Below are 13,678 nucleotides of genomic sequence, written 5' to 3'. Positions count from 1 at the left end.
GTTCACCGAGGAGAGCGCGAAGTAAGCCGTAAACCACTGCGCAGGGAAGGCCGGATGTGTCCGCCTGTACCTGTGGTCAACGCGCCCTTTGCGCAACTCACGTTGGCGCGAGGGCCCCGGGTGCAGCGGTCACCCGGCCTTCCCTGCGCCCTCTGCTTCCGAAGAGGGTGAACATAAGCAAGGCTCGGACGCGAAGAGCGCCGCGAGAAGGCAGACGCATGTCTCTCCAGTCATTACGAGGCGCGCGAACTGATTTCGCCGGGGCGACGCAGCTCAAAGAGCGTCTACTCTCCTGCCGCTCCCGCCACCATCTTCCGCTCGCGCGCGTAACGCACCAGGGCGGCGAAGCGGTAGAGGCCGTGCACGAACTTGCCGTAGGGAAGCGTGATGAACAGCGCGAACACGAAACCGAGATGCAGCGCCAACAGTGGTCCCATCGCGGCCGTCTCGCGCCAGACGAGCAGCGCGAGTCCGGACAGGCCAGTCAGGAACAGCATCGCGGTGAATGCCGCATCCATGCCGTAACGCGCCTCATCGACCAGCACGGGGTCGCGCCGTCCCTTCGAGACGAGCAGCCCAATCGGCCCGATGACCAGCCCGATGCCGCCGAGCGTGCCGAGCACGACCGGCAGATCCCACCAGGCATACGGCGCCTCGCGCCCGAGCAGATAATGATAAAGCGTCGCGACGCAGGTCGCGGCGAAGCACAGCAGGAAGCCGTAGAAGGTGAAGTGATGATAGAGCCTGCGCCGGTCGGTCGGCTGATCGTTCTCATTGAAGCAGCCGACGCCGCCGCCGTCGAGATAGCGCAACTTGCCGGCATCCCGCATCGCCTGCCAGAGCGAGGGCGCATCGGCGCGCGCGCCGACCGGCTCGCTGATGTCGCGCCAGAACGCGCGCAGGCTCATCGCGAGCGCCAGGATCGCGTAGAGAAAGGCGACGCCGAACAGCGCGACCATCGCATTATGCGGCATCAGCGCATAGAACGCGCCCGGCCCGGTGTGGATCCCGTAAAGCACCTGTCGGTCGTTCGCCGCGGCGAAGCCGAAAATGAAGGCGGCGACGCTGAGCGCCGCGATGATGCTGATCGCAAGGCCATTGCGCGAGAACAGTCCGGACAACGCCCGCGGCCAGGCATAGGCGGCATAGGACTCCGCGCGTGCGACCGCCAGCGTCTTCGGCACGTTGACATTGAACTCATGCGGCGGCGAGAATTGGCAGTCGACATAGCATGCGCCGCACGCGTGGCAGAGATTGGCGAGATAGTTCAGGTCGCCGTCGGAAAAGGCGCGCCGCAGTTCCATCGCCGGGAACACCGCGCACAGCCCCTCGCAATAGCGGCAGGAGTTGCAGACCGTCATCAAACGGTCGGCCTCATTGAGGATCTTAGTTCCGTGCATGCTTAGCTGCTTCCCGTCCCGCGATACGTCCGAACACGCTGCCGATGGTCATGCCGATGCCGGCGGCATAGCCGCGCCCGAGCACATTGCCGGCCATGATCTCGCCGGCGGCGAACATGTTGGCCGAAGGCTTGCCGTCCTTCATCAGCATGCGCGCCTGTTTGTTCACGCGGGTGCCGAGATAGGTGAAGGTGATGCCCGGCCGCACCGGATAGGCGTAATAAGGCGGCGTCGCGATCTTGCGCGCCCAATGCGTCTTCGGTGGCGTGATGCCTTCGGTCCGGCAATCGTCGAGGATGGTATGATCGAAGGTGCCGGTCCTGACCGCCGCATTGAAATCGGAGACCGTCCTGTCCAGTGCGGCTGCATCGAGCTCGAGCTTGGCGGCGAGTTCGGCGATCGAGTTCGCCTGGATCGGCGGAAACAGCGACGGCATGAAGCTGGTGAGAACGGTCGAATCGAAAATGATGTAGGCGATCTGTCCCGGCTGGCTCGCCACCAGCCGTCCCCAGATCGCGTAGCGCTTGGGCCAGATGTCCTCGCCTTCGTCGTAAAAGCGCTGCGCATCGCGGTTGACCACGATGCCGAACACCACGCAATCCAGCCGCGTGATGATGCCGCCGTCGAAGCGCGGCGCGCGGGCGTCGATCGCGACCGCATGGCATTGGGTGGGATCGCCCACCTCCTGCACACCCTTGTGCAGCAGCATTTTCAGGATCGAGCCGCGGTTATAGGGCGTGCCGCGGATCAAAAAATTGTCGGCGGCCTCGCCCCAATATTGCTTCAGCCACTCGATGTTGGCCTCGAAGCCGCCGGCCGCGGCGACCAGCGCGCCGGCGCGCACGCTCACTGTTCCGCTGCCCTGCCTCACGGTTGCCGAGAGAAACATGCCGTTCTCGATCTCGAGGTCGACGACTTCAGCGTCGTAGAGAATATCGACGCCGAGCTCTTCTGCGGTCCGATACAACGCGTTGAGCATGGCGCGGCCGCCGCCGAGGAAAAACGAGTTGGTGCGGCCGAGACTGAGCGTGCCCCCGAGCGAGGGCTGCCAGCGCACGCCCTGCTCGACGATCCAGTTCAGGATGTCCTTGGATTCGGCGATCATGTAGCGCGCGAGCTCTTCGTCGGTCTCGCCGCCGGTGACGCGCAGCAGGTCTTCCCAGAACTCCTGCTCGGTGTACGGCCCGGTCAGGATCTCCGTCGCCGCATCGTGGGCACAGCGCATGTTGCGGGTGTGACGGGTGTTGCCGCCGCGGTAGAATTTCGGCGCGCCCTCCAGCACCAGAACCGAGGCGCCCTGCCGTCGCGCGCTGATCGCGGCGCAAAGCGCCGCGTTGCCGCCGCCGATCACCAAGACCTCATGAGGGCGGCTCAACAGCGCAGCCGCTCCGGCATCCGCCCTATTCATCGCACGTTCCACAGCGATTCACCCATTCACTTCCTCGCTCGCCGAGACATCTCTCGAGAGTGGCTTTCGACCGGCGCTGAAGTCGATATCTTTTCCAACAGCTCGCTCGAGCCTCCGAGTGATCGCGTCAGTCGCGTGGCCGCCGTCAGCAGCAGGGAGGACATGGCCTTGATATTTTCCTTGGTGAAACGGGGCTTGGGCCCGGAGAGCGACAGGGCTCCAGCGAGCTTGCCGTTCGGTCCAAATACCGGGCAAGCGAGCCCTGCGCAATCCGGATCGCGTTCGCCGAACGAGGTCGCGATGCAATTCTTGCGGATCTCGTCGGATGTCTCGCCCATTTCGCCGTCGAAGGCCAGGATGATCCTGCCGGCCGCGCCGCGATCGAGCGGCAGCAGCATTCCGGCTTCGACGCGGTCCAGCGTCGAATGCTGGGAATCGACGCGAAAGACGCAGAGCCGCTGCTTGGCATCGTGCCTGACGTGGAACGACGCGCTCTCCGTGCCGGCAGTCACGAGCTGTCGCAGCACCGGCATTACCTGATCGTGCAGGTTGTTGGCGCGCTGATAGACCGCGCCTAACCGGAAGGGGGTCGGTCCCAGATGATAGCGGCCGTCGGCGAGCTGGACGAGGTAGCCGAATTCCTGGAGCGAGGTCATCAGCCGCAACAGCGTGCTCTTGTACAGGCCGGTGCGCCGCGCGAGCTCGGCCAGGGAAAGCGGCGTCTGCTCGATTTCGAACGCCGCCAAAATCGTCAATGCACGATCGACGGCGGCGACACCGGGCGAAGGCATGCGGTCTCCTATTTGGGGGATTCGTGCGGATCAATGAGCTTGGCGATGACCGGAAAGTACGCATCGCCCAGGCCCTTGTCGATGGCCTCGGTAAAGATGGTGCGGACGAGAGCTGCGCCGCGCGTCTTAAGGCCCGCTTGTGCGGCGAGATCGAGCGCGTAACCGAGATCCTTCAGCGCATATTCGGTTGAGAACGCCCGCAACGGAAACTCGCCCGGAACGATCGCCTTCAGGCCATGGTTGCGTAGCGCAAAACTGTCCGCCGATCCCTTGGAAAGCGTCTCCAGCAGCAGCCTCGGTTCGACGCCGCTGTGCCTTGCGATCGCGACCGCCTCCGCGAGCGCGTTGACGGTCTCGAACAGCACCATGTTGTTGAGGATCTTCGTCACCTGTCCGGCGCCGGTGCCGCCGCACAGCGTGATGTCGGTGGCAAAATGGCGGATCAGCGGCTCGACCTTGGCAAAGTGCTCCGGCGAGGCTCCGACCATGACGCTCAGCGTGCCATCCTGTGCCGCCTGGCGGGTGCGCGCGATCGGCGCATCGATCCACGCCGCGCTCTTCTCCGCGAGCCGGCGCGCGAAGTCGCGGGTAAGGCCGACCTCCGACGTGCCGAGGTCGATGACCATTTGCGCGGGTTGCACGGCATTCAGGATGCCAGCCTCGCCCTCGAAGGCAGACGAGACGTGCTTGGCGCTCGGCAGGCAGAGGAAAACGACCTCGCTGCCAGCGACGACCTCGGCGACGGAGTTTGCGATCCTCGCGCCTTCCCTCGCAAGGCGCGCCAGCGGTTCCTGCGCGAGGTCGAACGCCACGACCGGCCGGCCGCTCTTGCGCAGAAGATTGCGGCAGATCGGTTCGCCCATGACCCCGAGTCCGATGAATCCGATCGCAGCGGACATGTTGATATTCTCCATTGATCTCTTGCGCGGCAGCAGCGCAGCCGCCGTGGATGGATAAGCGTTCTTACTTGGCCAGCGGACAGCCGCCTTCACTGAGCGGACGGAACACCTCTTCGCCCGGCGCAGACTTCACGATCTTGTAGTAGTCGTATTTGTATTTCGACTCCTCCGGCTTCTTCACCTGAACGAGATACATGGTGTGCAGCACGCGTCCATCGGCGCGGATGGCGACGTCCTTGTTATACATATCGTTCACCTTCATCTCGTGCATCTTGGCCGCGACGATTGTCGGATCCGTCGTGCCCGCCGCCTTCACGGCCGCGAGATAATGATGAACGCCGCTGTAGACGCCGGCCTGCACCATGCTGGCGACCTTGCCGTTCATCAGCGCGGCGTAGCGCTTGGACCATGCGCGGGTCTCGTCGTTGAGGTCCCAATAAAAGGAGGTCGTGACCTGCAGTCCCTGCGTCACCTTCAGGCCGAGCGCATCGACGTCGGTGATAAAGACCAGCAGGCCGGCGAGGCTCTGTCCGCTGTCGACGATGCCGAACTCGCCGGCCTGTTTGATCGCGGTCTGCACGTCGGCGCCGGAGGTCGCCAGCCCGACGACCTTTGCCTTGGAGCCTTGCGCCTGCAGCAGGAACGAGGCGAAATCGGTCGTGCCCAGCGGATGCGCGGCCGAGCCGATCACCTGGCCACCGGCTGCCTCGATGAACTTGGTGGCGTCGCGTTGCAGGGCGTGGCCGAAGGCGTAGTCCGCCGTGATGAAATACCAGGTCTTGCCGCCGGCGCGCGTAATGGCATCGCTGGTCAGTTTCGCCAAAGCATAGGTGTCATAGTTGAAATGAAAGCTCGTCGGCGAACAGGCCTTGCCGGTGAAGTCGGATGAGCCCGGGCCGCTGATGATGAAAATCTTGTTCTTCTGCCGGGCCACTTCGAGGATCGCGAAGCCGGCCGAGGAGGCCGCGCCGTCGGCGATCACGTCGACGCCTTCGTTGTCGAACCATTTGCGTGCCGTGGCGGCGGCGATATCCGGCTTGTTCTGATGGTCGGCGGAAATGATCTCGATCTTCCTGCCGAGGATCTCGTTGCCGAAATCTTCCGCAGCGAGCCGCGCCGCCGCGACCGAGCCGCGGCCGCCATTGTCGGCGAATACGCCCGACTGATCGTTGAGCACGCCGATCTTGATGACGTCATCGGCCGCCCAGGCGGCACTTGCCTGCACGGCAAGCAAAGCTGCCGCAACCAAACGCAATTTCATGAAGTCAGCCTCCCGTTAAACCTTTTCTCTGTCACGAATGTCATCAAGCACCGGCGCGATGTAGCGGCGGAACTGCGCGGGATTCTCGCTCATCGGAAAATGGCCGAGCTGCTCCATGGCAATCGCCGTCGCGCCCGGAATGCTCGCGGCGGTCCGCATCGTGTCTTCCACGGTGCAGGAGAAATCATATTCGCCGGTCAGGAGATAAAGCGGGCAGGCGCGGACATCGATGCGGCCTACGCGGCCGCGCAGGTCGCCATCGACTCGGTAGAAGTAGAGGTCGCCCTTGAAAATGCCGGGCCCGCCCTGCTTGTAGGCCCACAGCGTTTCGTTGCGCGATGCCTCGGGCGATTGCGGCGCGATCAGGCCCGAGACCAAAGCGGCGCAGACCTCACCGCCATGCACGTCAGGCCGGTTCAGCCAGGTGGTGTCGTACCAGGGCTGCTGGAAGTCGGCAGCCTCGAGGCCGATCAGCGCGCGGAATTCGCTGGCATGATCGATCGCAAGGTTGAGGACGATGCGGCCGCCGATCGAGCAGCCCATCACCACGGGCTTCTCCAGCGCCAGCGCGCGGCAGAAGGCGCGGATGATCGCGGTATAGCTTGCGGTAGTCAGCCGGTACTCGCTGGCATACCGGCTGTCGGGCGGGTTCGACTTGCCGTGCCAGGGCAGGTCGAAGGCGATGATGCGAAAATGCTTCGTGAACTCCGCATCGTTCAGCAGATGCCGCCATTGCCTGTTATCGGAGCCGGCGGTGTGCAGGCAGACCAAGGGGATGCCCGTGCCGTTCTCCTCGAAATAGATGCGGTTGATCTCGCCATCGTTCTCGACATGCACGTAGCGCCCGACGATCGGTTCGATGAAGCCGTTCATGCCGCGTCTCCGATACCTCGGCGGCGCGGCAGGGCCAGCAGATCCTTGAAGAACTGCAGATGCGTCATGAACGGATAGAGATCGCCCTCCAGCACCGCCTCGCCGCGCTTGGTCAGCGCCAAGAGGTCGTGCCAGCCGGGACGCGGCACCGCTTGCCAATAGGCCGCAAGCGCCTGCGTGCTGGCGCGGTAGGAGAAACGCCAGGATCGCATCAGCAGGGGTGCCGGCGTCATCTCCACGATCCGCCCGGCGCGGATCGCGATATGGAACGGCTGCACCATCGGTCCGAGCAGACAATCGACGTCGAGCCATCGCCCGCGCGTGATGAGTGCCTCGTCGCGAGCGAGTAGGTCGGGAAGGGATTTGAACGTCGCGATCACACCTTGATCGGTTGAGGACGCGCTCCGCTCGTCTTTCTTCAGTCGGCCAGTGGGCTCCACGCTCGATCCTCCTTGGCCACGGACTTGAAGAGCGTGACGAGGGCTCTCCGCGACCGTTCCGTACAATGGAACGATATTCTATTATATTGGCAACGTTCTACACGGCCTCGAGGCGGAAGCTCAAGGGGTCTCATCGCGAAGCGCCGAAGCGCTTCGCGATCGTGACGTCAGAAAATGGTGGGCGTGCGCAGTTCCGCGTCTAACCGCCGAGGCTGGTCGTTGGCTTCGAGGCGGAACTGCTAGCCCAATGCGAACTGACTTGCGCGCTCAAAGGTCTGGTGGCCGCTCAGGCCGCGACGGCCTCGCGGCTCTCGACGGCTTGGCGACCGCCCCGGTACACGGTGAGGGCGGCGATGATGCCGAGAATTGCCGCGAACATCAGCCAGAAGCCGGGCGATGCCTTATCGCCGGTCCGATCGATCAGCCATGTCGAGGCGAAGGGCGTAAAGGTGCCGAACAAAGCGGCTGCGAGCGCGAAGGCCAGCGAGAAGCAGGTGGTGCGGACATGCTTCGGAACGATCTCGACCAAGCAGCCCAGCATGGTTCCGCTATAGGTGCCGAAGTAGAACGAGAACATCATTTCCACCGCCAGCATCTTGCCGAAGGTCGGCGCGCTCACCAGCCAGTGCAGCGCCGGATAGGCCGTCACCAGTGAAAGGCCGGCAATGGTGAGGAGCACCGGCTTGCGGCCGAGGCGGTCGGAGACGGCGCCGCCAACCGGATTCCAGATAAAGTTGGTCACCGCAACGAGCAACGTCACCAGCAGCGCATCGGCCGTGGACAGTTTCAGCACGTTCCTGCCGAAGGTCGGGGTATAGACGGTGACGAAATAGAAGGTCGTCGTGGTGAGGACCGCGATCATCATGCCCAGGATCACGATGCGCCAGTTTGCGACCGCCGATGCGAAGACCTCCTTTGCGGTGGGATGTTTCTTCATCGCCAAAAACTCCGGCGTTTCCTCCAGCGTCCGCCGCAGGAAAAAGATCACCGGAATGATCAGGCAGCCGACGAAAAAGGGAATGCGCCAGCCCCAGGCCGCCACCGTTTCCGCTGGCATCGATTCGCTCAGCAAAAAGCCGAGGATCGCCGCGACGAAGATGGCAACCTGCTGGCTGGAGGACTGGAACGAGGTGTAAAAGCCGCGATTGCCGGGCGTGGAGATCTCGGCGAGATAGACCGAGACGCCGCCGAGCTCGACGCCGGCGGAAAAGCCCTGGAGCAGTCGTCCAAGCAGCACGATCACGGGGGCGGCGATGCCGATCGTCGTATAGGTCGGACAGAATGCGATGACCACCGTACCGATGGCCATGATGGAGAGCGTGACAATCAAGCCCTGCCGGCGGCCAATCTTGTCAATGTAGGCGCCGAGCACGATCGCGCCGATGGGACGCATCAGAGCGCCGAGCCAGAACACGCCAAAGGTGTTGAGCAGCGATGCGGTCTCGTTGGTGGCGGGGAAGAACGCCTTTGCGATGGCGCTGGCGTAAAAGCCGAACAGAAAGAAATCGAACTGCTCGAGGAAGTTGCCGCTGGTGGCCCGCAGGATCGCGCCGATGCGCGACTTGATCGCTGGTACCTGCGCGGTGGACGCTTGTGACATCGTGAGTTTCCTCTCCGTCTGAAATGGCCGGTTGCAGAGAAAACCTCACGCCAGCCCAACTAACCCAGCCGGCAATCTGCCATGACGCGCGCTGCCGACCAACTGGAGACGGCCTTATATTTTCGACGATTGCCACGCGAAAGCACAGATTTTCAGGCCTTGTTTTGCACTGCAGCGAGGAGCCAGTCGCGGAACACGCGAAGCTTGGGCGGATCATCGGTTGCCTCGGGCGACACCAGGTAGAAGCCGGCATCCGCCGGCAGCGCGATCTTGAACGGGACGACCAGACGGCCCTTGACGATGTCGTCCTGCACATAGGTGGTCCGGCCCATGGCGACGCCGATCCCGTCGATTGCGGCCTGCACGGTCATGAAGATCAGGTCGAAGCTGATGCCGCGCTGCTTGGAAATGTCTGCCGGCAGACCTGCCGCCGTCAGCCATAGCCGCCAGTCGTCGTCATAGCCGCCGCTGGTGTGCAGGAGCGTGTACTGCGCCAGGTCTTGCGGACGGCGCAGCGGCTTGTCGCCCTTGAGCAGGGCCGGGCTGCACACCGGAAACAGTTCGTCCGCCGTCAGCCATCGTGCGCGCACGCCAGGCCAATGCCCGCGTCCGTAGCGGATCGCGGCATCGACATCGCCGCTCCTGAAATCGACCAGGCTGTTGGAGGTGGTGATGCGCACGTCGATGCCGGGATGCGCCTCCTGGAACGTCGACAGGCGCGGCAACAGCCATTTCGCCGCGAACGACGCCAACGTTGAAATCGTCAGGACGCTATCGTTGTCCTTGCGCAGCAGGCGGTCGGTCGCGAGCCGTAGATCGTTGAAGGCGGCGCGCACGCCAGGAAGATAATCCTTCGCTTTCGGCGTGAGCGCGAGCGCGCGGTTCTTACGGATGAACAGGCGAAGGCCGAGTTCCTCCTCAAGCCGCCGGATCTGATGACTGATTGCGGTTTGCGTCACGTTCAGTTCGGCGGCGGCCTGCGTGAAGCTCAAATGCCGGGCGGCTGCTTCGAAGGCCCGCAAGCCGTTGAGCGATGGCAGTCTGGCTGTCATCCGCGAAAGCTCCGATACATGAATTTATCTCATTCGATCGGGTACAAAGTGTCGTTTGCCGCCCGGCCGAATAGCGCAGATATTTGCCGCGCAAAGCTTAGCTTTAGGAGCCAAACATGTCTACCATCACTCAGGAAGTGATGAGAAATCATCATGTTGCGGGGGTCTGGGCCAGCTTGAGCGACACCTTCCATCTCTGGCGGCAGCGCTACCGCACCCGCCAGGAGCTTGCACGCTGGACCGACCGCGATTTGCACGATGTCGGCGTCTCCTGGAGCGATATCGCGCACGAGGCCGAGAAGCCGTTCTGGCGGGCTTGAGCAGCAGCCGGGCCGGCGTTGCCTCAATGGAACGCCGGCCCACGGCCTTTTCGGACAACGGAGTTGGCCATGACCACACTTCGGGTCAAGGAGCTCAACCAGCACGCGGATATCTTGCGCACGCGCGGCGGCGAGACGGTAACCGTGCGCTTCGTCGAGCCGGGCGATGCCGAGGAATTGCAGAACTATTATCGCGCGCTCTCGGCCCGCTCCCGCTACAACCGCTTTCTCGGCGCTATGAGCGAACTGCCGAAAACACTGCTTGATCGCTTCACCGATGTTGGCCGCGACGACGGCTTCACCGTCGTGGTGACCGTTGAGGTCGATGGATTTGCGACCATCATCGGTGAAGCGCGTTACGCCTATCACGCCGAGAGCGGCAGTTTCGAGTTCGGCATGTCGATCGATGATCACTGGCAGGGCCGCGGCATCGGCGCGGTACTCATGACGAATCTGGAATGCCGTGCGGCCGCTTTCGGTGCGGCCAGCGTGTTCGGCGACACGCTGCGCTCCAATGACGTCATGATTGCGCTGGCGCGCAAATCAGGTTTTTCGTTCGCCCGTCACCCCGAGGATTGGAAGCTGGTGCGCTTCGAAAAACAGATCGATGCGGCGCCGAAGGACATTCCCTGCGCGAGTTGGCGAATCGCGGCGGCGACACGAGAAGCCAAAGTGCTAGTCTCGGGTCGCTGAGCACTGGCGTCCCCCCCTTTGGCGCATCTGCACGAACGCTTGCACTGAAGCGGCCTCGATTCACGAGGCCGTGACGTGAAGGCAAATCTGGCAGCGAAATCTCACGCCGTGCCACAATCGCCTTGCCGATGTTTACGGCTGTAATCATTCCATTCTGAAACGACATCGTTTGGTAGCCGCTGCGGCTCAATCATTCGCGTGGCTCGCGCGAATACATGCGTGCGCCGGCGCATCCGTCCGCAAGCCTATGTTGGTCGCCGAGAGCGGATCGCGTCCGTGAGTTCGCGACCGTGACAGAAAGCTTCTCGGATGTCCTACCGTTTTCTCCTGGCGTCGTGGGGTACACTAGGCAATCTCAGTCCGTTGCTGACCGCGGGCCGGCGGCTACGCCGACATGGCCACCACGTGCGCGTGATGGCTGATCCGATCATGCGCGCCGAAGTCGAGGCCGCCGAGTTCGAGTTCGTGACATGGCGCCGCGCTCCGATCGGCGAGGCGGCCGACCCAACCGATGTCTCGGACATGCAGGATTGGGTGCGCAGGACCGTATTCGAGCCTTGCTCGGCTTATGCGGCCGATATCCGCGCTGAGATCGAACGGGCGCTGACCGATGCTGTTCTCGTGCTCGACATCCTCTTTGGTGCTGCTCTTGGGGCAGAGGCATCCGGTGTGCCCTTCGCGCTTCTTTCGCCTCACGTCAGCATCAAGCCCCTGCCGGGAATGCCGCCGGCGACCAGCGGATTGGGCCAGCCGAAAACACCGAAGGAGCGCGCCGAAGTCGAAGCCGCCAGTGCCGCGCTTGCCGCAATGATGAATGTGTCTCTTCCCATTCTGAACCGGGCCCGCGCCGAACTCGGCCTTGCCGCTCTCGGGGACGTCATGGATCTGTTCGATCGAGCCGATCGGCTTCTGCTCGCGACCAGTCGGGCGTTCGATTTCCGGGCCGATTCCCTTCCGGACAATTTCCGCTATATCGGGCCGCTGCTCGATATGCCGAACTGGTCCAAGTCGTGGCAGGCGCCATGGCCGGCGCAGGCGCATCGCCCTCGCGCGCTGATCGCCAGCAGCACGGGCGCGCAAGGCCAGCGTGATCTGATCCAACGCATCATCGATGCGGCCGGAACGATGGAGATCGATGCGGTCGTCACCACCGGCCCGAACCTCGACGCCGCCGAGCTTCGCGCTCCAACGAACGTGCATCTGCTGCGCGGCGCCCCACATGACTCGGTCATGAAGGAGGTTTCGCTGGTGGTATCGCAAGGCGGCCACGGGACCGTCACCCGCTCGCTGATCAATGCGTTGCCGCAGCTTATCCTGCCGATGGGGCGGGACCAGTCAGCCAACGCCGCGCGAGTCGAGGCGAGAGGCGCCGGGCTTCGACTCCCCCCGACGGCCTCCGAGGCGGAAATCGCGGCCGCGATCAACCGGCTGATCACCGAGCCGCAATTCAAACTGGCGGCCTGCAAGATCGGCGAGGCGATCACGGCAGACATCGAAGGATCCGGCCTGGTCGAGGAGATGGAGGCCATCGCGGCCATCGGCCGCGCGGCCGACCGTCGGCCCGTGAAGCGGCAGCATCGAGGCGTGGCCTGACGAGGAGCGAGGCTGGCGACCGGCCGACGCATTGGGCCGTCGCCGTTCGCCGATCCTGCGAAGCCTCTCCCTTACGGCGGCATGGCCTGAGCTTTGAGGCCGACCTCAATAGAGAATCCTCGCCTTGCGCATCCAACCCAATTCGTTTGCCTTCACCCTTCTGCTTGGGCTTCTGGCTTCGTTGCCGACGTTCGGCATCGACATGATCCTGCCGAGCCTTTCGGCGACGGGAGCCGATCTCGGCGCGACACCGGCCGAGGTCGGCTTGGCGATGAGCGTCTATCTCGTGAGCCTGGGCGCGGCGCTCCTGATCTATGGGCCCATATCGGATCGCTTCGGCCGCAAGCCGATCGCGGTGTTTGGCAGCGTACTCGTCATCATCGCGAGCTTGGGCTGCATTTTTTCCCGTTCACTCCCGCAACTTCTGTTCTTTCGTGCGCTCCAGGGAGCCGGCGCTTCGGCTCCCGGGATTGCCGCGATTGCCATTATCAGCGACCTCTTTGACGGCGAGGTCGCGTCCGCAAAGATGGCCAACGTGGTGTTGGCGATCAACATCGTTCCGATGATTGCGCCCACAATGGGCGCAGCGCTGCTCGTGTTGAGCGGTTGGCGGGCTATCTACGCCGTGCCGATCGCGGGCGGCCTGGTGCTACTTGCGGCACTACGCGGCTTCAGCGAGAGCGCGAGGATCGATCCAGACGCCCGGCTGAGCCCGGCGGCCGTCACCCGGGATTATCTCCGCATTCTGCGGCAGCCGGTTTGCGCGGGATATATCCTTTGCAACGCCGCGGCTGCGGGAGCGGTGTTCGCCTACATCACCGGCTCGTCACTGTTCTTCATCAATGCGCTGGGGCTCAGCCCCTATCAATACGGCCTGATTTTCGGATCAAGTTCGCTGTCGGTGATGGCCGGCACGCGCGTCAACAGGATTCTCGACGGATGGGGTCTGTCGCCTGCGCAATTAATTGCGATCGGCCTCGCAGTCTCGACCATCCTGGCAACGACCCTGTTTGTCATGGCGATAGTTGGCGGCAAATCGGCCGTCCTCGTGGTGCTCGTGATGATCGGTGTCGCGCTGTCGTTCGGGCTGATCTCGCCCCATGCCATGAACGGCGCACTGCAGCCGATGCCGGAAATCGCGGGATCGATCAGCGCGGTGATGGCTTTCGTGCAGATGATCGGCGCCGCGTCCTCCAGCGCGTTGGTCGCTGCGCTTTTTGACGGTCACTCGGTGTTTTCGATGGCGGTGGTGATGCTCACGTTCTGTCTGCTCGCGATCGCCGCCTATGTCGGCGTCGTCAGGCCCGCCAAACGCTTCGCCCCAGTCGCATGAGTACGAGATCCAGGA

The 13,678-nt window shown here is 63.5% G+C and carries 13 protein-coding genes; 4 read left to right on the top strand and 9 right to left on the bottom strand.

Going from position 1 to position 13,678, the window contains the following annotated elements:
* Positions 1 to 284: 284 nt before the first annotated feature.
* The 9 genes from tcuB to P6U23_RS37005 all read right to left on the bottom strand — a co-directional run bounded on the left by tcuB (position 285) and on the right by P6U23_RS37005 (position 9,724).
* The gene (gene tcuB, locus P6U23_RS37045) at positions 285 to 1,400 is read right to left on the bottom strand and encodes a tricarballylate utilization 4Fe-4S protein TcuB (protein WP_407177220.1); all 1,116 of its coding nucleotides are present in this window, start codon (positions 1,398 to 1,400) and stop codon (positions 285 to 287) included.
* On the bottom strand, positions 1,387 to 2,808 hold the full coding sequence (gene tcuA / locus P6U23_RS37040; protein WP_407177219.1) for an FAD-dependent tricarballylate dehydrogenase TcuA: 1,422 nt from the start codon (positions 2,806 to 2,808) through the stop codon (positions 1,387 to 1,389). Before tcuA ends, tcuB begins: the two co-directional genes overlap by 14 nt.
* Before the next feature lie 26 nt (positions 2,809 to 2,834).
* Positions 2,835 to 3,599 carry an IclR family transcriptional regulator gene (locus P6U23_RS37035; protein WP_407177218.1) on the bottom strand — a complete coding sequence of 255 codons (765 nt, stop codon included), beginning with the start codon at positions 3,597 to 3,599 and terminating at the stop codon, positions 2,835 to 2,837.
* An 8-nt stretch (positions 3,600 to 3,607) separates the two neighbouring features.
* Positions 3,608 to 4,498, bottom strand: coding sequence for an NAD(P)-dependent oxidoreductase (locus tag P6U23_RS37030; RefSeq protein WP_407177217.1), 891 nt, complete (start codon positions 4,496 to 4,498; stop codon positions 3,608 to 3,610).
* A 64-nt stretch (positions 4,499 to 4,562) separates the two neighbouring features.
* Positions 4,563 to 5,759 (bottom strand): ABC transporter substrate-binding protein, encoded by a 1,197-nt coding sequence (locus P6U23_RS37025; RefSeq protein WP_407177216.1) that lies wholly within the window; start codon positions 5,757 to 5,759, stop codon positions 4,563 to 4,565.
* Between the two features lie 15 nt (positions 5,760 to 5,774).
* Positions 5,775 to 6,632, bottom strand: a complete 858-nt coding sequence (locus tag P6U23_RS37020; RefSeq protein WP_407177215.1) for an alpha/beta fold hydrolase — start codon at positions 6,630 to 6,632, stop codon at positions 5,775 to 5,777.
* Positions 6,629 to 7,072, bottom strand: a complete 444-nt coding sequence (locus tag P6U23_RS37015; protein ID WP_407177214.1) for a hypothetical protein — start codon at positions 7,070 to 7,072, stop codon at positions 6,629 to 6,631. Before P6U23_RS37015 ends, P6U23_RS37020 begins: the two co-directional genes overlap by 4 nt.
* A 286-nt stretch (positions 7,073 to 7,358) precedes the next feature.
* On the bottom strand, positions 7,359 to 8,672 hold the full coding sequence (locus P6U23_RS37010; protein WP_407177213.1) for an MFS transporter: 1,314 nt from the start codon (positions 8,670 to 8,672) through the stop codon (positions 7,359 to 7,361).
* Positions 8,673 to 8,824: 152 nt separating this feature from the next.
* The gene (locus P6U23_RS37005; protein ID WP_407177212.1) at positions 8,825 to 9,724 is read right to left on the bottom strand and encodes a transcriptional regulator GcvA; all 900 of its coding nucleotides are present in this window, start codon (positions 9,722 to 9,724) and stop codon (positions 8,825 to 8,827) included.
* A 116-nt stretch (positions 9,725 to 9,840) separates the two neighbouring features.
* Between P6U23_RS37005 and P6U23_RS37000 the strand changes: the two genes are divergently transcribed.
* The 4 genes from P6U23_RS37000 to P6U23_RS36985 all read left to right on the top strand — a co-directional run bounded on the left by P6U23_RS37000 (position 9,841) and on the right by P6U23_RS36985 (position 13,663).
* The gene (locus tag P6U23_RS37000) at positions 9,841 to 10,044 is read left to right on the top strand and encodes a DUF1127 domain-containing protein (RefSeq protein ID WP_407177211.1); all 204 of its coding nucleotides are present in this window, start codon (positions 9,841 to 9,843) and stop codon (positions 10,042 to 10,044) included.
* 69 nt (positions 10,045 to 10,113) lie between these two features.
* Positions 10,114 to 10,737, top strand: a complete 624-nt coding sequence (locus P6U23_RS36995) for a GNAT family N-acetyltransferase (protein ID WP_407177210.1) — start codon at positions 10,114 to 10,116, stop codon at positions 10,735 to 10,737.
* 309 nt (positions 10,738 to 11,046) lie between these two features.
* Positions 11,047 to 12,330 (top strand): glycosyltransferase, encoded by a 1,284-nt coding sequence (locus P6U23_RS36990; protein WP_407177209.1) that lies wholly within the window; start codon positions 11,047 to 11,049, stop codon positions 12,328 to 12,330.
* 124 nt (positions 12,331 to 12,454) lie between these two features.
* On the top strand, positions 12,455 to 13,663 hold the full coding sequence (locus P6U23_RS36985) for a Bcr/CflA family efflux MFS transporter (RefSeq protein ID WP_407177208.1): 1,209 nt from the start codon (positions 12,455 to 12,457) through the stop codon (positions 13,661 to 13,663).
* The last annotated feature ends 15 nt before the right edge of the window (positions 13,664 to 13,678 follow it).

Source organism: Bradyrhizobium sp. STM 3562 (assembly GCF_045571435.1).
In the GTDB taxonomy this organism is placed as follows: domain Bacteria; phylum Pseudomonadota; class Alphaproteobacteria; order Rhizobiales; family Xanthobacteraceae; genus Bradyrhizobium.
Note: the sequence above shows the minus strand (reverse complement) of the source record. Positions and strands in the feature narration are given on the sequence as shown.

Coding starts and splice junctions, on each gene's coding strand:
- P6U23_RS37025 (WP_407177216.1), bottom strand. CDS start 5,759: ATGAAATTGCGTTTGGTTGCGGCAGCTTTGCTTGCCGTGCAGGCAAGT.
- P6U23_RS37020 (WP_407177215.1), bottom strand. CDS start 6,632: ATGAACGGCTTCATCGAACCGATCGTCGGGCGCTACGTGCATGTCGAG.
- P6U23_RS37030 (WP_407177217.1), bottom strand. CDS start 4,498: ATGTCCGCTGCGATCGGATTCATCGGACTCGGGGTCATGGGCGAACCG.
- P6U23_RS36995 (WP_407177210.1), top strand. CDS start 10,114: ATGACCACACTTCGGGTCAAGGAGCTCAACCAGCACGCGGATATCTTG.
- P6U23_RS36990 (WP_407177209.1), top strand. CDS start 11,047: ATGTCCTACCGTTTTCTCCTGGCGTCGTGGGGTACACTAGGCAATCTC.
- P6U23_RS37000 (WP_407177211.1), top strand. CDS start 9,841: ATGTCTACCATCACTCAGGAAGTGATGAGAAATCATCATGTTGCGGGG.
- P6U23_RS37010 (WP_407177213.1), bottom strand. CDS start 8,672: ATGTCACAAGCGTCCACCGCGCAGGTACCAGCGATCAAGTCGCGCATC.
- tcuA (WP_407177219.1), bottom strand. CDS start 2,808: ATGAATAGGGCGGATGCCGGAGCGGCTGCGCTGTTGAGCCGCCCTCAT.
- tcuB (WP_407177220.1), bottom strand. CDS start 1,400: ATGCACGGAACTAAGATCCTCAATGAGGCCGACCGTTTGATGACGGTC.
- P6U23_RS37005 (WP_407177212.1), bottom strand. CDS start 9,724: ATGACAGCCAGACTGCCATCGCTCAACGGCTTGCGGGCCTTCGAAGCA.
- P6U23_RS37035 (WP_407177218.1), bottom strand. CDS start 3,599: ATGCCTTCGCCCGGTGTCGCCGCCGTCGATCGTGCATTGACGATTTTG.